We start from the raw sequence: 17,719 nt of genomic DNA, 5'->3' as shown, positions 1-17,719 counted from the left end.
TGAAATCAGGCCGACATTTCCGGCTTGCCCGCGAATTTCGGCAGGGCAAGTTCTGCGGCGGTTTCGTGCAGGGCGAAGTTGACGGCCTTGGTGATGTGGATGTCGGGCCGGTAGAGCATGCACGTCCACGAAAGCGTGCCTTCACGAAGGCGGTAGCGCAGGCGCACCGGCAGGCGGATGCTTTCACCCTGGAAGAACGGCGCGATGTTGAGGACGAAGACGCCCGGCACGGTGATCGGGTCGCCGTTGGCGTTCTTGTGGTCTTCCTCGAAAACGATCTGGCTTTCGCCCGTTTGCAATTTCAGGGCCGTCTTAACGCGGGTTTCCGCGTTAATCTGCAAGCCCTGCGAAAGCACTACCAGTTCATTCGGATAGGCAATCTTGGCCCGGAACAGCAATTCGAGGTCTTTCACCTCGTCAGAGTCCGGCGAGGCCAGTTCGGCGATATGGTCTTCGATGAATTCCGCAAACTCGTTTTGCGTCAGCGCTTTGCCATGGATTCCCTGCCAAGCTTTCCACTCTTCGGAAAGCGGGAATGCATAGTGGACACGGTGCTTGCCGTTGTCCGGGTCGTTGCCGTGGTAGTCGATAACGGCGGTGAAGGCGGGGGTACGCCAGTCCGTCATGGCAAAGATCACGCTGTTGTCCGTCTTGTGACGTTCGACCAGCTTGACGAAGGAGTCCAGCGTTTCAACATTGGCGGTGCCCTGCTTGCGCTCGGGGCGGGTGCGCCATGGCGCAAAGACTGCCGACACGTCAGACAGCTTGCCACTGGTCGGGTCCAGCAGCGCCGGGACGGTCGGGGGAATGCCCTTGGCGTCGGCAGGTGCCGGAACCTGCACAATCGCGGCGTTGGTCTGCGCCGCAAGCTTTGCGATCTCGGCGACGGCAGTTTGGGTGAGTTGGTCCATTTCGGTTCCTCTGTTGGTGCGCCGGTCACTGGCCGGTCGCGGTTGCTAGGGTTGGGAAATCAGCCTGCGGAGACTTCGCGCGGCGAAAACATGTCGTGCTGGCGGGGATGCTCGGTCGAAAGTGCGCCGTCTTCGACAACCCAAAAGACCGAGTTCTTGCGCGGCAGCTTCGGGGTTTTGGATTCCATGTCGGCGGCAATCGTCACCATGCCATCCTTGACGGACAGGGAGAGTTTCAGGGTGACGGAACCCTTGAAAGACTGCATGGGGTTCGCTTCGGACATGTCTGAAAGCTTTTCCAGCGTCTGGCCGATCTCGGCGGAAAAGGCGGGATTAAGCTGGCCGTTTTCCAGCATGCCGATAATGGTGGAGGCATCGCGTATTTTCTTCATGCGGATGGTTCCTTGTGGTTGAGGAAGGTCACACGCGCGCTGCGGCGGCGTGGTAGCGTTCGATTTCGGCCAGCCGTGTGGCGCAAAGCGCCGCGCCGCCGATGGTCGAAAGAATGAGAACCGCAGCAACGCAGGCCAGAAAGAAGCGGCAATAGGGTTGCTCGCGTTCCTTACGGAATGTGCCAAGCTGCTGACGGTTAAGCGGGTACATCGGGGAAATCAGGATCAAAACTGCCTCCATCTGTTTCGGATGCCGCCTCGGGTGGGAGGCGGTCACCGAATCCGGACGTGGCATCAGGCGGCGTCACGCTGCGAAAGCAGGTTGGCAAGCGCGCGTGCTTCCTCGCCGTATTCCTTGATCTGCGCGCGGGTGAAGCGAATGGCGATCTGGTCTTCGGTGCAGCCTTCGCCAAGGCGCAACATTTCGTCGGCCATGTCGCTGATGATCTGCTTTTCTTCGTGTTTACGTTCCTGCATGTCGTGTTCTCCTGATGGCTTGGGTGGGGCGAGCCTTTTTCCTCATGCTCAGGAGGGCTTTTCAGCGGGACAAGCGGCCTGCGACGAAGCCGATTGCGACCAGCAGGACGCTGGAAACGAGGTCCATGGCGAAGGAAAAGAAGAGGGCCTGCATCGTGACGAGAAGGCCCGCCGCCGTCGCCAAGGCGATATTCTTTGCGGTCGCCATGGTTAGAGATACTTGGCCAGATCAAGCCCGACCGTGGATGCGATCTTGGCAAGCACTGCTTTTTCGTCGTCAGAAATGCCGCCGCTGTCTGCCACGTCGAGCGCGACCAGAAGCACGGTTTCGCTCATATCGTGGTCGGCCTTGATGTCTTCGATTTCCTTGAAGAGACCGGCCTTGCCCACGCGGCCAACGGCGCGGCTGCACATCTTGTCCATCGCCGTTTCGATGGCTCGGGCATCGAACGCGCCGGAAAGGGCGGCGTTGGATTTCACGGCGGCGACAGCGGCCAGAAGTTCCTTGTCGTCAAGCTCGCCGTCAGCAGTGGCGACGAGTGCCGACGCGGCGCAAACCGCTTCCAGAAAATCGGTCTTGCCGGAAAACTTCTTTGCCTTGTCTCCGACGAGGCTTTTGAACATTGCAAGCATAAGGCTCCATCCTTCTTTCGTTAAGGGAGCCGGGCGGCAGGTTCACATTTCGAGGGTGCGCCGCCCGGCATTCTGCCCGAGCCGCAACGAGGCTAAGCGGCTTGGATGGAGAAGTGGTATATTATGCACCACCACGCTGTCAATACGACGTGGTGCAGATTGTACCACTATGGTGGTACGTATCGTATCCGAAAATTTTAGGCAAAAAAAACCCGCCGATTGGCGGGCTTTTGATTTCGGTCGCTGATTCTTAGGCTAGTAGCAGTTTTTCGGCTTCGGCTTTTATTTGTGTCGCTACCACCGCGAGCAGTGCAGGGAACTTGTCTGGATAAAATCGAGCTTCCGTTTTGAAGGGGTGATCTGTTGAGCGGTTTATCCCGAAAACTAGCCCCTCATCTGTTAGGGAGGTAAAAGTCTTGATCTCGCCGGAACCGGTGGTGGATGGGTATTCAACTTCCTTAGCGTGCCCCGATTTCCGCAATGCGCATAATATGCTCGCCGCATTCGCGCTGGTATTGGTCATCTTGACTAGCGTAGTTAAGCTTTCAGGCTTCATGCTTCCCCCGAAGTGAATTTACATTTCAATAATTGAACGTTTAACCCTGCCGACTACCGTGATGGTGCCTTTAAATTTTGGTGGGGCAACTTCATGATATGAAGCTGGCTGGAACGGCGGCTCTTCATTCTGACGGTATCGTTTGTACGTTGTATTTCCTTCTTCATCCGTCACAATGTAGCAAGCGTTATGAACTAGGCGCCTGTCCCGAAGGTTTGCGAAAACTATGGAATCTGGCGGCGAAATCTTGTTCATGGAATTGCCGTCAACACGAAGTGCTATCCATTGCCCTTCCGGCAAGTCGAGCGCGGGAACCGTGGGGAAATCGGAAAGGTTGCTGACGCCATCGCTGCTCACAAGCTGTCCGGCGCTAACCGCAGATATAAGAGGAACGTCGGTGACGCTTACCGGCTCTATGTCAATGTCTTCCGGCGCTCCGGTCCCGAAGTAAAGCCACTGTAGAGACACACCAAAAGCGCGCGCATACTTCTTGGCGTCTGCCGGACTGAAGCCATTCTGCCCGGAATCGTGAGCCTTGTAGGTGTTAACAGACCAGCCAAATTTCTTCGCGACAGCTTTGACGCCGCCAAAACCAGAATTGAGTCTCGCCTGCTTTAGCCGCTCGGCGCGTTCGGCGCGCTGGAACTGATCTGCTGATTTGCTCATGGTGTGAATCATACCGCCTTGTGGGGGTGCAGATCATGTTCCTCCAGCTTGACGACATGGTGGTGTATATTGTACCACCATCACATGACCCACGCCGATCTTATAAATCTCTGGCCTTCGCTCTCGGTGTTCGCTGATGAAATCGGTGCGCACTATGAGACGGCAAAAGCTATGCGCCGCCGGGCGTCAATCCCGCCTGGTTATTGGGTTCGCGTGGTTGATGCTGCCAATCGTCGTGGTTTCGCAGACGTAACTTATGAACGCCTCGCAGAGCTTGTGGCGATTCCTTTGGAGGCCGCAGAATGATCGGCCTCGCTTCCCTTTCGCGCGGCCAATCCTCCCGGCCTGCTGCGACCCGCGCCGGTGCGCTTTCCTTCTTCTCGCCCGGCGCGGGCAACTCTCGTTTTGCATGTGGGCCTCCGTAACTTCCTGACGCCCTGAAACTCTCATCTCCAATCAATTCCCACCACGGGAAAAACGCCGGGATTTTCCCGGCGCGGGAAAGGTATTGTCTCATGATTTCGAACGCATGGTTTCATCGCATCAAAGCCGCGCAACGTGACCTTATCCGCCTCGTGGGCGGTATCGAGCGTGCTGCGGAAATTTCCTCGATTTCGAAAAGCCACATCGGGCGCATGAACAATGCGACCGACCCGGAATTGATGCCGCTGCACGCTGTCTATGCGCTGGAAAGCGAATGCGGCGTGCCGGTCGTCACCTCTGCGATGGCAGAACTTAACGGGCGGCGACTGGCCGACCCGGAAAATGAACGGGCCGCCGAACAGTGCGTCGTCGTCACCTATTCCGAAATGGTCCGTAAGGCTGGCGATCTGATCTCCGGCGGCGCGGTTGCTATCGCCGACATGGTTGTGACGCCAGCCGAAGCGACCAAAATGGACCGTGATGCGGCGGAACTGGAAGCCGGTCTGGCCGCATTTCGCAAAGCGCTCGCCAGTGTGAAAGCCAACGGCGGTCACAAGGTCGGGCTTAGCGTCGTCGGGGGTGCGGAATGAAGCGCCAGACCGATCCGGCTATCACCGAACTGATGAAGCGCCCCTTGTCCGAACGTGCAAGGGGCTTTTTGCGGCATGTGAAATGCGAGGGCGGCAAGTTGGATTTGTCCGCTCTTGGCCTCGCTTACCATATCGTTGCCGAAGAATGCCGCAACTGCGGCTATCTCCACATTACTGCCGATGGAGAGACTGCCAAGCTTACCGGCTTAGGGCAGGCGTACCTTGATCGTTTGATGAGGTCGCACTGATGGCCCCTTACAAGCAAGTCAAGCTTCCCAAGCCCGGCCCGAACGCTCTTGCGATCATTACCACCGCCGTTCGCGATGGTGTAGTGACAGTCGAATCGCAGCAGCAGGGTATCAGCGCGAATAAGTCCGTTAGCAACGGTTACCTGACTCGGGACAAGAAGGACGGCAAGACCTACTATCCGACCGACCGCGCCTGCGAAATGCTTGCCATGCTGGAAGGCATTGCCGAGCCGGGCGACATGCCGGAACGCGAAACGGAAACAGCCGTGGTGCTGGTCGCGGACGCTTCCGGGCTGGTCGCCACGGTAGAGCGGGCGCGTGCGCTGCTGGACGAAGGCGACGTTATGAACGCCCGCATCGTCGCATCGGTTGCCTATAATCAGGCGAAGACCGCCGCGCAGTTCGCCGAACAGATCGGCGCAACCGAAAAGCTGGTCGCCAAGGCGCGGCGTATGCAGGCCGACGCGCTCTTGATCGAAGCTCGCGCAAAAATCCTTATCGCCGACAAATGGGACGAGGCGCAGGCGGCTGGCGAAGCTGCCAAGCACGGTCGCCCGAAAAACGTTCCCGATGAGAACGTTTTTACCGCGCAGCAAGCGGGACTTTCTCGCAAGGAAATTCACGAAGCCCGCAAGCTCGCTGCTGCGGAACATCGCGAACCCGGCATTGTCGAACGGGCGATTCAGGCGCGGCTTGCTGCCGGGCTGGAGCCGACGAAGGCAAATCTTCGTGTGGCGGTCGGCACGGCGACCGCAACGAAAGAAGAGCGCGGCGCGAACCTCTACGAGACGCCGCCGGAGGCGATGTTTACGCTGTTGGCTCTGGAAGAATTCACCGCATGCGTGCTTGAACCGGCCTGCGGACGCGGTGCCATCTCGCGCATGCTGGAAGCGCTCCACTACAGCGTGGTGCTGGCCGATATAAACGACTACGGAACGGCGGACAGCAACGGCGAATTGCAGGCGGTGCAGGACTTCTTGACCTCGCAGCCGCCGGAAGCCAGCTCATACGATATCGTCACAAATCCGCCTTACGGCGATATACTCAATGCCTTCGTGGCCTACGCCCTGCGCGTCTACAGGCCGCGCAAAATGGCGCTTTTGCTCAATCTGAATTTCCTGTGCGGGTTCGCGGACGATGACCGCAATTTCGTTATGGATGATTGCCCGCCCGCTCGCGTCTACGTCTTCAAGCGCCGCCTTCCAATGATGCACCGCGACGGATGGGACGGCAACAAAGCCAGCAGCCGCATGAACACGGCTTGGTTTGTTTGGGAACGTGACGAGGCCGGAAACTATGGCAGTGCCACCGTTGTCCGCCGCGTGGACTGGAAGGATTTCCAGCCGCAGCAAACCGCCGTGATGGCGGAAAGCGAGGCGGCATGAGCGTTTACGTTGACGACATGCGCGCCCCGTTTGGCAACATGGTGATGTGTCACATGTGGGCGGATTCGGATGACGAACTGCTTGCGATGGCGGATCGCATCGGCGTGCAACGCAAGTGGATTCAGGGGCATCCTATTCTTTCGTTTGGCAAGCATCGAAATGCCAGTTGGGTTCATTTCGATATCGCCACCTCGAAGCGAGCGCTTGCGGTCAAATTTGGCGCCATCGAAACAGATCGGTTCGGCCCGGTTATTCACACGACAAAGCTACGGCTTGCGGCGGCGATTTCCGCAGGGAATGACGATGCAGTTCGGTCGGCGCGCGAACGCCTCGCTTCATACGAAGCCATTCGCGTTCGGCACGATGGCGCGCAGGCACGGCAAGGTGGTCTTCGCGAGGGTGACTTTGCCGCATTGGCCGATCTGCTTTGTACGGAACCGCTTTTCCATCGCTTCTTAGAAATGCGGGACCAGACGCGCGCGATTTACAACGAAGGTCATGCCTCCACCGTCCTGAAAAGCGTGATTGGTATCGCCAGCAAAACACAACTCAACACGGACGAACGCGCGCAGTCGGCTTTCATCGCACTGCGGACGGATTTCGACGTGTGGAAAAAGAGGGTTTCCGTGTGAGCGACCGCATCTTTCCAGAAGTTTCCATCCCCTACGGCGACAAGTCCACGAAGGCCATGCAGATCACATGCGCCTGCTGCGGCGCTGTCGCCTATTTCCCGCATCAAACCGGGGTCAATCGCAAGCCGCCAATCGCGGCAACTCAGCACTTTCAGAACAAGGGATGGGTGGTCGGAAGCAATCCGCGCAAGGATTTCTGCCCGATCCACGCCGTCCCGGCCAAGCGTAAAGGACAGAAAGCCATGGCGGACACGGTAGCGACGATTGCAGACAGGCCACGCGAAATGAGCCGCGAGGACCGGCGCATTATCAATGACAAGCTGGATGAGGTTTACGCCAAAGACGCCTATAAATCCCCCTGGACGGATTCTGCAGTGGCGAAGGATTTGGGCGTACCGCGTGATTGGGTGGCGCAAGTCCGCGACCAGTTCTTCGGTCCGGCAGGCTCGAACCCGCTTTATGACGAGTTCCTGAAAGAGACAAAGCTGTTGGAAGGTGCGTTCCTCGCCTGCGAGGAAGCGACTGCGCGCGCCGAAAAGGCCGCTTCTGACCAGCGCCGGGCGCATGGTGATCTTTGCAAGGCGATGGACAGCTACCGCGCTCTGGCGCGCAAGGTAGAGCGGGAAATCAGCCGATGACCGACCTCATGCCCATCGTTGAAATTCTGGCGGACTGCGAGACGGACGCGGCGCGCGCGGACTGGCTCTTGCGCGCGCCGCAGGGCGTCATCTACCGCGACCATACGACTATCCGCCGTGTCTTGCAGGAAGCGCATTTTACGCTCGGCGTGGACGCGCTGGACGTAGAATTCGCAGCCATCAACGCCACGCGCCTGCCGGACGGCGGATTGCCGCATACGGTCGTTCTCGGCGTCCATGCTGTGCGCTCATTCCTGCGCGACGTGGTGCGGAAAGGCGGTGCAAAGTGATGGAACCGGATCACGGCGCAATGTCGCGCGCATGGTCTTGGCGTCACGCGGTCGGTAAATCCGGACTGCCGCCGATCACGCGCCTTGTGCTGCATACGCTTGGCCTAAAAATGGATGCGACCGGCGGTTCCTGCTATCCGCCGATTTCGGAACTGGTGGACCTGACGGGCCTCGACAAGAAAACCGTCCTGAAACACCTCGAAATCGCCGAAGAGAGCGGTTGGATTGTCGTCACGCAACACGGTTTTCGCGGCCAGAAATGGAAGCGGAACGAATATGTTGCGCGGTGGCCGGGACGCGACCTTTCCGGCAATGCAGCCAGCAACGAAGATAGCGAAGGTGGTGGAAATCCTCCACCACGTTCCGACGACGCACGCGCCTCCCAAGGTGGTGGAACAGTTCCACCGCGTTCCGTCGCCAAGGTGGTGGAAATCGTTCCCGAAGGTGGTGGAAATGACGACCGGAAGGTGGTGGAGGAGTTCCACCAAGATAAGAATCTTCCAACTAACATTCCAGAAAACTCTCCAGCCGCTGGCGCGGAAGAGGGAGTTTTGAAAAAGGTTGATCGAAAAAAGATAGAGCACGCTTTCACGCTGTGGTTCGCGACGTGGAAAAAGGGCGATATCGAATATGCCCGCAACGCGTGGTTCGCTCTTTCCCCGGAAGATCGGACCGAGTGCGTGGAGCGGACGCCTGCCTATCTCCGTTGGGCCAAGCCTGCCGACCTGATGGCCGCAGCGGTCTACCTCAAAAACCGTCACTGGCGCGACCTGCCGGAACATGTTCTTGCTGAGCCGATCAACGCCCATGGCATTGCCAAGGTCTGCGGCAAGCTCTGGATGGGAACGCGCCTTGAGGCGTTGTCGAAAGAGCCGACCGGCCTGCTGTATGTAACCAGCTTTGACGAAACCCGTATCGCCAAGGGCATGATTTCCCGCGAACAGCTTATGTTCGAAAAGCGCCGTGACAATGGCTGGCCACTCGTCAACACCATGCGCGATCTTGCCCGTCGCCGCGAGCCTTTCAACACTTCGCTCTCGCTTCTCCCGTTGGTGCAGGACTTCCGGCAGGTGCACCGCGATAGCGATCTGTTCGCGGCTTGGAAGCGCCTGCATGAGCGCAACGGCTGGCCCTTTATCGAGCATCCGCCCGAATGGGTCTACTTCCCCCCGATCGATGACGGGGCTGACGATCTTGAAGCGGCAGTTGATGCCGCACTTTCCGAATTTCTTTCCACCATCAGCGAGGGACGCACCAATGATGCATAACGTGAAGATTTATGCCGCCAGCAAGCCGGTCAACCCGGAGCTTTATGACCTGTCGCGTTTCGCGTCTCTGTTCTACCAGATGCAGAACACGAAGCGACTCAACGTCACCATGCTCTCCATGGCGGCGGAGAATCAGCCGGGGAAACACGAATGGTTCGTGGTGGAGACGAAGCATAAGGCGGAAAAAGCTGTTGAAGACGCCCTTCGGAAAGCTGGCGTGAAAGTTTTTCTCCCACTGGAAACCATCGGTGAAACGGTCGTTCGCGGTCGCATTATCCCTGCTGTTTCGCGTCCTCTTCTGCCGGGTTATGTACTGGTCAACATCGTCTATTCTCCCGCCGCAGTCTGCGGTATTGCCCGGCTGGAAGGTGTCGCGGGCTTCGTTGGCGGGATGGTCCACCCTCATCGTGTATCAGACGAGGAAATGAATCGTTTCAAGGCTTTCGGCGATGACGAGACTGCGCCGGACGTGAAGCACTGCGAGCAGTTCAAGCGCGGCGATAAGGTTCGTTTCGTGCTTGGCCCCTTCGCCAGTTTCGGTGGCACCATCCTGAAACTGCGCAAGGATCGGACCGTTGACGGCGAGCGCGTAGCTACCGGCGCTGTGGTGGCGGTGGACGTGTTCGGCAAGGTTTCAACCATCGAAGCCCCTCTTGCATTGCTCGAACAGTTGTGACTATGCATAGCGCAGGATGATCTGCTGATCCTGTGCAGGCGCGCCGGTTTCGACCGGCGAGTGGGGTTCCAAAACCTCCACGCTGGTAAGCCGGGGCAGACCCTGTCTTGACCCTCTCGCCAGAGAGACCGATTCAAGGCCAGTGCGACAGCTATATCATCGGCGGACTTGAGTGAAGGCGACCCTAACCCGGTCGCCTTTTTCGTTTGCGTAGGGTGTAGGCAACTTCCGGGAAAATCTGACGATGGCTGTTCTGTCTATGAAATGGGCCGACCGCAATCTTGCGGAGTACGGCGACCGGATAGTGGCTCTTAAAACCAAGTTTCCGACCGTTCTGTCCCGCATCGTCAATCAGGTCGGCAACAGGTCGAAAACTGTTGTGGTTCGCACACTGACCAAACAGACCGGATTGCCGCGTGCCACCATCGTTAAGGCCATCGGCAATCCGGCAACCGCAAGGCCGGGCCGGTTGGTCTACGACATGACCACGCGGGGCGGCAACATTCGCCTCAAATATCTTCGTCCGAAGGAAACCGAAGCCGGTGTCGTGGCTCGACCATTCGGAAAGCCGACGCTCTATCCCGGCGCGTTCCTGCGTGGCGGGCAATTCCCCGACCGTAAGCCGGTGGCGCAGTTCAACGGGCATGCCTATTACCGGCTCAATCGCTCCGGCACGAAGATCACCTTCGCCCGCTCGGGCGTCTTCATCCCGAAGGAAATGACCAGCGGCGCGACAGCCGAAGCATTCCACCGCATTGCAGCGCCCTTGCTGAAAGAGCGGGTCGAAGCCGCCCTTGCCAAGCTGGTCCCCTGACCGGCCACCCCGACCCCCGACCTCGACCCGCCCCATCCCCCCCCTCGGTCGGGTCCTCCCCCAAAAGAGGCCAAGTAGCGGGTGTGGGCGACTGCGGGATTTCGCTCTGTGAATAAAATTATAGGGGGGTTCCACCGCCCTTTCGATGGAATCGGAATCAGATGGCAAAGAGCTATCCTGACGAGTTGCGTGAACAGGTCGTGGCCTTCATGGATGAGGGCCACACGGTTCGGGAGGCGGCGGCAAAGTTCAACGTCAGCCCGAGTTTCGCGGCCAAATCGCACAAGAAACATGCGGAAGCTGGCGAAAGCCTCCCGCTGCTTAACGAAACGGCACCTGCCGAACCGGAAAAGCCCTCGCTCGATATCGAAATCACCGCATCCGAACTGGCGGAACTGCTGAAGGTTTCGAAGCGGGCGGTCTCGGATTTCGTAGAGCGTGGAATCGTGGTGAAGACAGAACGGAATCGCTTCGATCTTCGCCAGTCCATCCAGCTTTATTGTGAGCATTTGCGTGGTGTTGCCGCCGGTCGCGGCGGCGACGGCGCGGATGTTCTGACCGCCGAACGCGCCAGACTGGCGCGAGAACAGGCCGACCAGACGGCCATGAAAAACGCGGCGATGCGCGGCGAACTGATTTCGATGACGGACGTGCGAAACGAGTGGGTTTCGATAGGCCGACGCATCCGCAACGCTGTTCTGTCTGTGCCTTCGCGCTGTCGGCAGATGCTGCCGCATCTCACGACCTACGATGTGGACCTGATCGGGCAGGAAATCCGGTCGGCGCTTACCGAACTTGGTGACGAGGACGATGACAACGGCGCTGGCGACATTGCGGCGAGCGGTATGGGACAGCCTGTTGCCGCCGCCGAAACTTCGGCTGTCGGAATGGATTGAACATACCGTCCATCTGCCGGAAGGCGTTTCATCACTGACCGGCAAAGTTCGGCTGTGGCCCCCGCAGCGTGAAATTGCCGACGCCATTGGCGATAGCGCGATTGAGCGGGTAACGCTGGTCAAGCCGGTCCGCGTCGGCTTCACGACGCTGCTGACCAGCGCCATGGCAAGCTTTTGTTCGAACGACCCGTCCCCGATCCTTTCGCTTCTGCCGACAGAGGCCGACTGCCGCGACTATATGGTTTCGGACGTTGAACCGATTTTCGATGCCTCGCCAGCGCTTCGCGGTCTTTTGACCGGTGATACCAGCGAAGGCGGACGCAACACGCTTCTTGCCCGTCGCTTTCCCGGCGGGTTCCTGAAAGTCATTGCCGCAAAGGCACCGCGCAACCTGCGCCGTCACAATGTCCGCATCCTCTTCATTGACGAGGCGGACGGCATGGACGCGACGAAGGAAGGTTCGCCGATCCTGCTGGCGGAACGCCGCACGCTGTCGTTTGCGGACCGCAAGATTGTCATGGGTTCGACGCCTGTCTACGAGGCGACCAGCCATGTATTGCGGGCCTATGAGCAATCTGACAAGCGTATTTATGAGGTGCCTTGCCCCGAGTGCGGTCACTTCCATGAAATCACATGGGCCGATATCCATTGGCCCGAAGGCGAACCGGAAAAGGCGTATTATGTTTGCGTCGAATGCGGTTCCGTTGTGGAGGAACGGCACAAGCCGGGCATGGTGGCGAATGGCCGCTGGCGCGCTCTTCGACCGGAAATCAAGGATCATGCCGGTTTCCGCATGAACGCCCTGATATCGCTTTTGCCTAACGCCTCCTGGGGGCGGCTGGCGCGCGAATTCGTCACGGTCAAAAACGACCCTTCGACGCTGCAAACCTTCGTTAACACCATCCTAGCCCAAGGGTGGAAAGAGGATGGCGACGAACTGGACGATATCGAGCTTGCGGGCCGGGCCGAAGATTTCGGGCTGGAAAATATCCCGGTGCAAGTGCTGATTATCACGGTCGGCGTGGACGTGCAGGATGATCGTCTGGAAGCAACCTTCGTCGGTTGGGACAAAGAGGGCATCCCCTATGTTCTCGGCCATACGGTTGTGTGGGGTCGCTATGATGACCATACCACATGGGCGGAACTGGACGTTGCCCTGACGACGCAATGGGACCATCCGCTTGGCGGCAAGATCAAGGTCGATGCCGTTTGCGTCGATAGCTCGGACGGCGAGACCATGGAAACGGTCTATCGCTTCGCGTTCCCGCGCTTCAATCGCCGTGTTCTGGCAATCAAGGGTGCTGCGGGCAACCGGCCATGGATTGAGCGCTCCAAGACCAGCGTGAAGGGCGGACGGCTTTTCATCGTCGGCGTGGACGGCATCAAGAGCCACATTTTCGGCAGGCTGACGCGGCCCAAGACCATCCGGTTTTCGAAAGACCTGCCGGATGTTTGGTACGAGCAGCTTGCAGGCGAAAAGATGGAAGTCCGCTATTTGCGCGGCCAGCCAAGCAGACAGTTCGTTCCGATACCGGGCCGACGCCATGAGGCGCTTGACTGCACGGTTTATGCCTTCGCCGCCCGCCAGATGGTCAATGCAAATTGGGCGCACCGCGAGGGCGAGCTTTCGACACCGCCGGAACCGGCGGTCGCAACCTACACACAAGAAATCGCGAAACCGGAGTGGCTTGCATAATGGCGACTACAGACGATCAAATTGCTGCGCTTGAAGATGCAATCGCTATGGGCGCGCGAAAGGTGATATTCCACTCTGGCGGCACGCGCCGCGAGGTGGAATATCACTCTCTCAAAGATATGAGGGAGGCTCTTGCCGCCCTGAAATCCACTCGGTCGGGCGGCTCCCGGACCATTTACGCGGCGCTCGACTGATGAGCCTCGCTAACGTTCTCGACCGGACCATTGGTTATTTCTCGCCCGAAGCTGGCCTTCGGCGCGCGAAAAGCCGCTTCGCGATGAATGCTCTTCGCGATTACACTGGCGCAGAAACCAGTCGCCTGAAATCCGGCAGGCGCGCACCATCAACATCGGCGGACGCAGAAATTGCGCGCGCCGGTCGGACCCTGCGCAACCGCATGCGCGATCTCGCCCGCAACAATCCTTATGCTGCGAAGGCGATCCACGAACTTGTTACCCACGCCATCGGCGACGGCATTATTCCGCGCTCGAAAAATAAAAAGCTCAACAAGCTTTTTGCGGAGTGGAGCAAGGTTTGTGATGCGGACGGCGATCTTGATTTCAATGGTATCGTCAACCTGACGGCCCGCGAAATGTTCGAAAGCGGGAACGGCCTTGTTCGCCGCCGCCGTCGCAGGCTGGAAGACGGTCTACCCGTCCCGTTGCAATTGCAGGTGCTGGAACCGGACCTGATCGACACTACCAAAGAAGGCGTTCTTTCCGATGGTGGCAAGATCATCCAAGGCATCGAATTTGATGCCATCGGCAGGAAGCGTGCTTACTGGATGTTCGGTTCGCATCCGGGCAACAGCTTCTTCGACCCGAAGTCCACGATTGTTTCGAAGCCGGTTCCTGCGTCCGACATTGCCCACGCTTTCGAAAAGCAGCGGACGCAGGTAATGGGCGCGCCGTGGGGTACGCCAGCGATGGCCGACACCTACGATCTGGCGTCTTACGAGCAGGCGGAATTGACGCGCAAGCGGCTGGAAGCCTGCCTTGTTGGTGTGATGACCGGCGGCGATGAAGGCGACCAGCTTGGCATGCCTATGGCGGATAACAGTCCAGCCAAGCCCGGCATCTATGATGTGAACGGCAGGCGCGTGGAAAAATTCGAACCCGGTATGTTCTATAATGCCGTTGGTGGCCGGGGCATGGAGTTTTCGCAACCGGCAGTGACGGACAGCTATGATCCTTACAAGGCATCTATGCTGCACACCATCGCTGCGGGCTGGCGCGTTCCCTATGCCATCATGTCGGGCCGGTTGGACAAAGTGAACTATTCGTCCAGCAAGATCGGGCTGGAAGGATTTCGCCGGACGATCTCCGCCGTTCAATGGCTCATCATCATTCCGATGCTGCTACAGCCTATTTGGGATTGGTTCTGCGAAGCCGCGTACTTCGCCGGAATCATCAGTTCGCCCAAGGTTGCCGTGGAATGGTCGCCGCCGCGCTTCTATTCAGCCGACCCGCTGAAAGACGTGAACGCCCGCATCAAGGAAGTGCGGTCGGGCTTCCGCTCGCTATCCAGCGTCATTGCCGAGATGGGTGAAAACCCGGATGACGTGCTGGATGAAATCCAGTCCGACAACAAGAAAATCGACAAGCGCAAGCTTGTCCTCGACAGCGACCCACGGCGGATGTCTCAGGCCGGGCAAGCGCAGCAGCGGGACGAAACAGACGACCCGCCCGACGACAAGTCGGAAGACGACAAGGACCCCGACGATGACGAAACTTGAACTGCGCAAAGCGCCTGCGTCCCTGCCGATGCAGGTTCGCGGGCAGGACCTGAATGTTAGTTCTATCGATGCGGAGGCGCGCACCGTTACGCTGGTTTTCACAACCGGCGCTGCGGTGCGCCGCCTGCGCTATACCGGATGGGATACGGCTGTCCCGTTCGATGAAATCCTTGTCGTCAGCGAAAGAGCGCTGGACCTGACGCGCATGAATTTGGGTGCGCCGGTTCTCGACAGCCATTCCCGGTGGTCCACGTTCTCGCAGATCGCCGTTGTTGAACGGGCGTGGATCGAAAAGGGCGAAGGATGGGCGACCATCCGTTTCCCCAAGGCCGGAATTGATCTGGCCGCCGACCGCATGTTCGGACTGGTCTCTGACAAGATCATTAAGAATGTGTCGGTTGGCTACTCCATCGATAAGATCCGAGTGGAGGAAGCGGCGAAGAAAGGCGAGGTCGAAAAGATTTTCGTAGAGCGCTGGACGCCAAACGAGATTTCATTTGTGACCGTACCGGCCGATCCCGGCGCGCAGGTCCGATCCAGCGAAGCCACGTTCCCGCTCTCTATCCAGTCCGCGTCATGTCTCGACCTTCGGGCCGCACGCATGCGCATGGCCGAAGCCGAACGCCGCTTCACCTGAACACTCATTCCAATTTTTCCAGTTCGCCGCCTGACTTCCACCGGGGATGCAGGGCGACGGCGCTTGTCCTGCCCGGTAATACAAAAGGAACCGCACGCCATGAAAAAGGCTGCATATGTTTTCGCGACCGTCGCCGCAATCGTCTGCTTCGGTCTCGCCTTCACCATTCTTTCCGCCGACCCTTCCCACGCGGCCTCGCTGATCGGACACGATGCATTCGTGCAGACGCGCGGCATGCTGGATCATGTCTATCAGGCCACCCCGGCACTTCTCGCACTCCGGGCGAAAGCCACCGACCTGACGACGCGCGCGGAAAGCAAGCGTGCGGAACTGGTGGAGGGGCTGTCCGATGAAGCCGCCCGCGCCATCGAAAAGGATCATTCTGCGATTCTTACCGAACTGGACGGTGTGCGTGCCGAGATTACCGCGCTTGAAAACGCGGAGAGGAACGCGCCGACGCCTGCCGACAACAATCCGCAGGCCATCGCGCAGAATGCCGTTCGTGCCGAACGGGACCGCGTGACTGCTATCGAAGAACTGGCGGAGCGTGCCGGACAAGCGAGCTTTGGTCGTGACCATATTCGCTCCGGCACTTCTCTGGACACTTTCCGGGGGTTGCTTCTGGATCACATGGTGACCAGTGAACGCGCTACGCCGACCGATAGCCGCGTTCGCGTGCAGGTTGGCAATGACGAAGCCGATACCATTCGTTCGGCCCGTGTGGAAGCTCTGGCATACGGTCTCGGCGCGCCGGTCCCGCAGGCCGGTCCGTCTGCCGCCGCCCGCCAGTATATGGGCCAAGGTCTGGTCGATATCGCTGCCGATTGCGTGAACTTCCACGGTCGCCGCATGCTGAATGCCCGCGATATCGACAACATCTTCAGCCGTGCCGCGCATTCGACTTCTGATTTCCCGGTGATTTTTGAAGGCGCTGTCAATCGCACGCTGGAACAGCGCTACGCACTGGCGCAGCCGACCTTCAAGCGCTTCGCCCGCAAGAAGAATTTCCGCGACTTCCGCCCGGATACGATCGTCAAGACCGGCGATTTCCCGATGCTGGAAAAGATTCTGGAAAACGGCAAGATCAAGTTCGGTTCGTTCGGTGAAGGCAAGGAAGCCGTGCAGGCTTTCAGTTACGCCATCGCCCTGAATATCAGCCGCCAGATGCTCATCAATGACGATCTTGGCGCCATCGCCGAACTGCTGACGAGCTACGGCGCTTCGGTTGCCCTGTTCGAAGAAGTCACCTTCTACGGCGGTGCGTACAACGGCAAGCTTGCGGACGGCAAAACCGTCTTCCATGCTGACCATAAGAACCTTGCTGCTGCTGGTTCTGCGATTACTGTCGATAGCGTCGGCGAAGGCCGCAAGTCGATGGGTCGGCAGACCTCTCTGGATGGCAAGCCGTTGCTCGCAAACCCGGCGCGTATCATGCTGGTCGGCCCGAACCAGTTGACCGATGCGGAAAAGCTGCTGGCATCTATCACGCCCGCCACGGTCTCCACGGTCAATATTTTCTCCGGTAAGTTCGAACTGGTGGAAACGTCGCAGATCGCGGACAATTCCTGGGACCTCTTCGCCGATCCTTCGACCGGCTCCAATTACCGTTGGGGTTACCTCGAAGGTTACGAGGCTCCGCGCGTTCGCATGGACGAACCCTTCGGTTCGCAGGGTTTCAGCATGTCGGTGGAACACGACTTCGGTTGCGGCGCGACCGATTTCCGCTTCGGCTATCACAACCCCGGCCAAGCGTAAGCCGCCTGCCTGACTTCGTTGGGGGAGCCGACCGGCTCTCCCTTTCTCCGTCACGTTGATCGCAAGGAAGATCACCATGAAAAACTATCGAGGCCCCGCCGATACGGTGGAAGTCACCGCGCCCGCCGATGTCAATTCCGGCGACGGCGTTCTTGTCGGCAAGCTGTTCGGCGTAGCGGAGTTTTCCGCCAAGGCTGGCCAGCGCGTCAATATTTCCCGCTCGGGCATTTTCACCCTGCCCAAGACGAACGCGCAGGCATGGGCCGAAGGCGCAGTCCTTTATTGGGATGGTGCCAAGCTGACCACCGCCGATAATGCTGGCGCAAACACCAAGGTCGGTTACGCCGCCGCGGTCGCCGCCAATCCTTCGGCGACCGGCGACCTCATCTTGCATCAGTAAG

At 58.9% G+C, this 17,719-nt stretch carries 25 protein-coding genes; 17 read left to right on the top strand and 8 right to left on the bottom strand.

All coding sequences use genetic code 11. The annotated features are described in order from the left end of the window. Nucleotides 1-5 precede the first annotated feature (5 nt). The 8 genes from BTN45_RS17860 to BTN45_RS17825 form a co-directional block, all read right to left on the bottom strand. Nucleotides 6-911 (bottom strand): DUF2303 family protein, encoded by a 906-nt coding sequence (locus BTN45_RS17860; protein ID WP_207590367.1) that lies wholly within the window; start codon nucleotides 909-911, stop codon nucleotides 6-8. 59 nt (nucleotides 912-970) lie between these two features. Beyond that, complete coding sequence (locus BTN45_RS17855) at nucleotides 971-1,303, bottom strand: hypothetical protein (protein WP_037089328.1); 333 nt, start codon at nucleotides 1,301-1,303, stop codon at nucleotides 971-973. Between the two features lie 28 nt (nucleotides 1,304-1,331). Next, nucleotides 1,332-1,532, bottom strand: a complete 201-nt coding sequence (locus tag BTN45_RS17850; RefSeq protein WP_207590365.1) for a hypothetical protein — start codon at nucleotides 1,530-1,532, stop codon at nucleotides 1,332-1,334. A gap of 65 nt (nucleotides 1,533-1,597) precedes the next feature. Further along, nucleotides 1,598-1,780, bottom strand: coding sequence for a hypothetical protein (locus BTN45_RS17845; RefSeq protein ID WP_207590363.1), 183 nt, complete (start codon nucleotides 1,778-1,780; stop codon nucleotides 1,598-1,600). A 61-nt stretch (nucleotides 1,781-1,841) separates the two neighbouring features. Further along, complete coding sequence (locus BTN45_RS17840) at nucleotides 1,842-1,988, bottom strand: hypothetical protein (RefSeq protein WP_155276033.1); 147 nt, start codon at nucleotides 1,986-1,988, stop codon at nucleotides 1,842-1,844. Between the two features lie 2 nt (nucleotides 1,989-1,990). Continuing rightward, complete coding sequence (locus BTN45_RS17835; RefSeq protein ID WP_207590361.1) at nucleotides 1,991-2,413, bottom strand: tellurite resistance TerB family protein; 423 nt, start codon at nucleotides 2,411-2,413, stop codon at nucleotides 1,991-1,993. A gap of 250 nt (nucleotides 2,414-2,663) precedes the next feature. Then, complete coding sequence (locus tag BTN45_RS17830) at nucleotides 2,664-2,969, bottom strand: hypothetical protein (protein ID WP_207590359.1); 306 nt, start codon at nucleotides 2,967-2,969, stop codon at nucleotides 2,664-2,666. A gap of 18 nt (nucleotides 2,970-2,987) precedes the next feature. Beyond that, the gene (locus tag BTN45_RS17825; protein WP_207590357.1) at nucleotides 2,988-3,635 is read right to left on the bottom strand and encodes a LexA family transcriptional regulator; all 648 of its coding nucleotides are present in this window, start codon (nucleotides 3,633-3,635) and stop codon (nucleotides 2,988-2,990) included. Between the two features lie 84 nt (nucleotides 3,636-3,719). Between BTN45_RS17825 and BTN45_RS17820 the strand changes: the two genes are divergently transcribed. The 17 genes from BTN45_RS17820 to BTN45_RS17740 all read left to right on the top strand — a co-directional run bounded on the left by BTN45_RS17820 (nucleotide 3,720) and on the right by BTN45_RS17740 (nucleotide 17,718). Beyond that, complete coding sequence (locus BTN45_RS17820) at nucleotides 3,720-3,941, top strand: hypothetical protein (RefSeq protein WP_207590355.1); 222 nt, start codon at nucleotides 3,720-3,722, stop codon at nucleotides 3,939-3,941. A 209-nt stretch (nucleotides 3,942-4,150) separates the two neighbouring features. Then, nucleotides 4,151-4,648, top strand: coding sequence for a hypothetical protein (locus BTN45_RS17815; protein WP_207590353.1), 498 nt, complete (start codon nucleotides 4,151-4,153; stop codon nucleotides 4,646-4,648). Beyond that, a complete protein-coding gene (locus BTN45_RS17810; RefSeq protein WP_078053411.1) occupies nucleotides 4,645-4,896 on the top strand; it encodes a hypothetical protein in 252 nt (83 codons plus the stop codon). Before BTN45_RS17815 ends, BTN45_RS17810 begins: the two co-directional genes overlap by 4 nt. After that, the gene (locus tag BTN45_RS17805) at nucleotides 4,896-6,281 is read left to right on the top strand and encodes an SAM-dependent methyltransferase (RefSeq protein WP_207590351.1); all 1,386 of its coding nucleotides are present in this window, start codon (nucleotides 4,896-4,898) and stop codon (nucleotides 6,279-6,281) included. Before BTN45_RS17810 ends, BTN45_RS17805 begins: the two co-directional genes overlap by 1 nt. Further along, nucleotides 6,278-6,913, top strand: coding sequence for a DUF4031 domain-containing protein (locus tag BTN45_RS26395; protein ID WP_246751705.1), 636 nt, complete (start codon nucleotides 6,278-6,280; stop codon nucleotides 6,911-6,913). Before BTN45_RS17805 ends, BTN45_RS26395 begins: the two co-directional genes overlap by 4 nt. After that, a complete protein-coding gene (locus BTN45_RS17795; protein ID WP_246751704.1) occupies nucleotides 6,910-7,551 on the top strand; it encodes a hypothetical protein in 642 nt (213 codons plus the stop codon). The genes BTN45_RS26395 and BTN45_RS17795 overlap by 4 nt, the downstream gene beginning before the upstream one ends. After that, nucleotides 7,548-7,841 carry a hypothetical protein gene (locus BTN45_RS17790; RefSeq protein WP_207590349.1) on the top strand — a complete coding sequence of 98 codons (294 nt, stop codon included), beginning with the start codon at nucleotides 7,548-7,550 and terminating at the stop codon, nucleotides 7,839-7,841. Before BTN45_RS17795 ends, BTN45_RS17790 begins: the two co-directional genes overlap by 4 nt. Then, nucleotides 7,841-9,109 (top strand): helix-turn-helix domain-containing protein, encoded by a 1,269-nt coding sequence (locus BTN45_RS17785; RefSeq protein WP_207591670.1) that lies wholly within the window; start codon nucleotides 7,841-7,843, stop codon nucleotides 9,107-9,109. Before BTN45_RS17790 ends, BTN45_RS17785 begins: the two co-directional genes overlap by 1 nt. Next, nucleotides 9,099-9,785 carry a transcription termination/antitermination protein NusG gene (locus tag BTN45_RS17780; RefSeq protein ID WP_207590347.1) on the top strand — a complete coding sequence of 229 codons (687 nt, stop codon included), beginning with the start codon at nucleotides 9,099-9,101 and terminating at the stop codon, nucleotides 9,783-9,785. The genes BTN45_RS17785 and BTN45_RS17780 overlap by 11 nt, the downstream gene beginning before the upstream one ends. Nucleotides 9,786-10,029: 244 nt before the next feature. After that, on the top strand, nucleotides 10,030-10,599 hold the full coding sequence (locus BTN45_RS17775; protein ID WP_207590345.1) for a hypothetical protein: 570 nt from the start codon (nucleotides 10,030-10,032) through the stop codon (nucleotides 10,597-10,599). Between the two features lie 161 nt (nucleotides 10,600-10,760). After that, complete coding sequence (locus BTN45_RS17770) at nucleotides 10,761-11,495, top strand: MerR family transcriptional regulator (protein ID WP_246751703.1); 735 nt, start codon at nucleotides 10,761-10,763, stop codon at nucleotides 11,493-11,495. Continuing rightward, nucleotides 11,410-13,191 carry a phage terminase large subunit family protein gene (locus tag BTN45_RS17765; RefSeq protein WP_207590343.1) on the top strand — a complete coding sequence of 594 codons (1,782 nt, stop codon included), beginning with the start codon at nucleotides 11,410-11,412 and terminating at the stop codon, nucleotides 13,189-13,191. The genes BTN45_RS17770 and BTN45_RS17765 overlap by 86 nt, the downstream gene beginning before the upstream one ends. After that, nucleotides 13,191-13,385: a hypothetical protein gene (locus BTN45_RS17760; protein ID WP_112200667.1), complete on the top strand. Its 195-nt coding sequence runs from the start codon at nucleotides 13,191-13,193 to the stop codon at nucleotides 13,383-13,385. Before BTN45_RS17765 ends, BTN45_RS17760 begins: the two co-directional genes overlap by 1 nt. Further along, nucleotides 13,385-14,926 carry a phage portal protein gene (locus BTN45_RS17755; protein ID WP_207590341.1) on the top strand — a complete coding sequence of 514 codons (1,542 nt, stop codon included), beginning with the start codon at nucleotides 13,385-13,387 and terminating at the stop codon, nucleotides 14,924-14,926. The genes BTN45_RS17760 and BTN45_RS17755 overlap by 1 nt, the downstream gene beginning before the upstream one ends. Further along, nucleotides 14,913-15,563 (top strand): hypothetical protein, encoded by a 651-nt coding sequence (locus BTN45_RS17750; RefSeq protein ID WP_207590339.1) that lies wholly within the window; start codon nucleotides 14,913-14,915, stop codon nucleotides 15,561-15,563. Before BTN45_RS17755 ends, BTN45_RS17750 begins: the two co-directional genes overlap by 14 nt. A 99-nt stretch (nucleotides 15,564-15,662) precedes the next feature. Continuing rightward, entirely contained in the window at nucleotides 15,663-17,318 is a 1,656-nt protein-coding gene (locus tag BTN45_RS17745; protein ID WP_207590338.1) for a hypothetical protein, read from the top strand. A 76-nt stretch (nucleotides 17,319-17,394) separates the two neighbouring features. Next, the gene (locus BTN45_RS17740) at nucleotides 17,395-17,718 is read left to right on the top strand and encodes a DUF2190 family protein (protein ID WP_142841016.1); all 324 of its coding nucleotides are present in this window, start codon (nucleotides 17,395-17,397) and stop codon (nucleotides 17,716-17,718) included. Nucleotide 17,719 lies beyond the last annotated feature (1 nt).

The organism is Rhizobium sp. ZX09 (assembly GCF_017357485.1).
GTDB classification, from domain to species: Bacteria; Pseudomonadota; Alphaproteobacteria; order Rhizobiales; family Rhizobiaceae; genus Agrobacterium; species Agrobacterium pusense.
Note: the sequence above shows the minus strand (reverse complement) of the source record. Positions and strands in the feature narration are given on the sequence as shown.

Bases quoted from the DNA above. Each gene is read 5' to 3' on its own strand.
- BTN45_RS17745 (WP_207590338.1), top strand. From the start codon at position 15,663: ATGAAAAAGGCTGCATATGTTTTCGCGACCGTCGCCGCAATCGTCTGC.
- BTN45_RS17840 (WP_155276033.1), bottom strand. From the start codon at position 1,988: ATGGCGACCGCAAAGAATATCGCCTTGGCGACGGCGGCGGGCCTTCTC.
- BTN45_RS17855 (WP_037089328.1), bottom strand. From the start codon at position 1,303: ATGAAGAAAATACGCGATGCCTCCACCATTATCGGCATGCTGGAAAAC.
- BTN45_RS17775 (WP_207590345.1), top strand. From the start codon at position 10,030: ATGGCTGTTCTGTCTATGAAATGGGCCGACCGCAATCTTGCGGAGTAC.
- BTN45_RS17830 (WP_207590359.1), bottom strand. From the start codon at position 2,969: ATGAAGCCTGAAAGCTTAACTACGCTAGTCAAGATGACCAATACCAGC.
- BTN45_RS17825 (WP_207590357.1), bottom strand. From the start codon at position 3,635: ATGAGCAAATCAGCAGATCAGTTCCAGCGCGCCGAACGCGCCGAGCGG.
- BTN45_RS17765 (WP_207590343.1), top strand. From the start codon at position 11,410: ATGACAACGGCGCTGGCGACATTGCGGCGAGCGGTATGGGACAGCCTG.
- BTN45_RS17845 (WP_207590363.1), bottom strand. From the start codon at position 1,780: ATGCAGGAACGTAAACACGAAGAAAAGCAGATCATCAGCGACATGGCC.
- BTN45_RS17780 (WP_207590347.1), top strand. From the start codon at position 9,099: ATGATGCATAACGTGAAGATTTATGCCGCCAGCAAGCCGGTCAACCCG.
- BTN45_RS17755 (WP_207590341.1), top strand. From the start codon at position 13,385: ATGAGCCTCGCTAACGTTCTCGACCGGACCATTGGTTATTTCTCGCCC.
- BTN45_RS17740 (WP_142841016.1), top strand. From the start codon at position 17,395: ATGAAAAACTATCGAGGCCCCGCCGATACGGTGGAAGTCACCGCGCCC.
- BTN45_RS17785 (WP_207591670.1), top strand. From the start codon at position 7,841: ATGGAACCGGATCACGGCGCAATGTCGCGCGCATGGTCTTGGCGTCAC.
- BTN45_RS17805 (WP_207590351.1), top strand. From the start codon at position 4,896: ATGGCCCCTTACAAGCAAGTCAAGCTTCCCAAGCCCGGCCCGAACGCT.
- BTN45_RS17835 (WP_207590361.1), bottom strand. From the start codon at position 2,413: ATGCTTGCAATGTTCAAAAGCCTCGTCGGAGACAAGGCAAAGAAGTTT.
- BTN45_RS17860 (WP_207590367.1), bottom strand. From the start codon at position 911: ATGGACCAACTCACCCAAACTGCCGTCGCCGAGATCGCAAAGCTTGCG.
- BTN45_RS17750 (WP_207590339.1), top strand. From the start codon at position 14,913: ATGACGAAACTTGAACTGCGCAAAGCGCCTGCGTCCCTGCCGATGCAG.
- BTN45_RS17790 (WP_207590349.1), top strand. From the start codon at position 7,548: ATGACCGACCTCATGCCCATCGTTGAAATTCTGGCGGACTGCGAGACG.
- BTN45_RS17810 (WP_078053411.1), top strand. From the start codon at position 4,645: ATGAAGCGCCAGACCGATCCGGCTATCACCGAACTGATGAAGCGCCCC.
- BTN45_RS17760 (WP_112200667.1), top strand. From the start codon at position 13,191: ATGGCGACTACAGACGATCAAATTGCTGCGCTTGAAGATGCAATCGCT.
- BTN45_RS17820 (WP_207590355.1), top strand. From the start codon at position 3,720: ATGACCCACGCCGATCTTATAAATCTCTGGCCTTCGCTCTCGGTGTTC.
- BTN45_RS17770 (WP_246751703.1), top strand. From the start codon at position 10,761: ATGGCAAAGAGCTATCCTGACGAGTTGCGTGAACAGGTCGTGGCCTTC.
- BTN45_RS17815 (WP_207590353.1), top strand. From the start codon at position 4,151: ATGATTTCGAACGCATGGTTTCATCGCATCAAAGCCGCGCAACGTGAC.
- BTN45_RS26395 (WP_246751705.1), top strand. From the start codon at position 6,278: ATGAGCGTTTACGTTGACGACATGCGCGCCCCGTTTGGCAACATGGTG.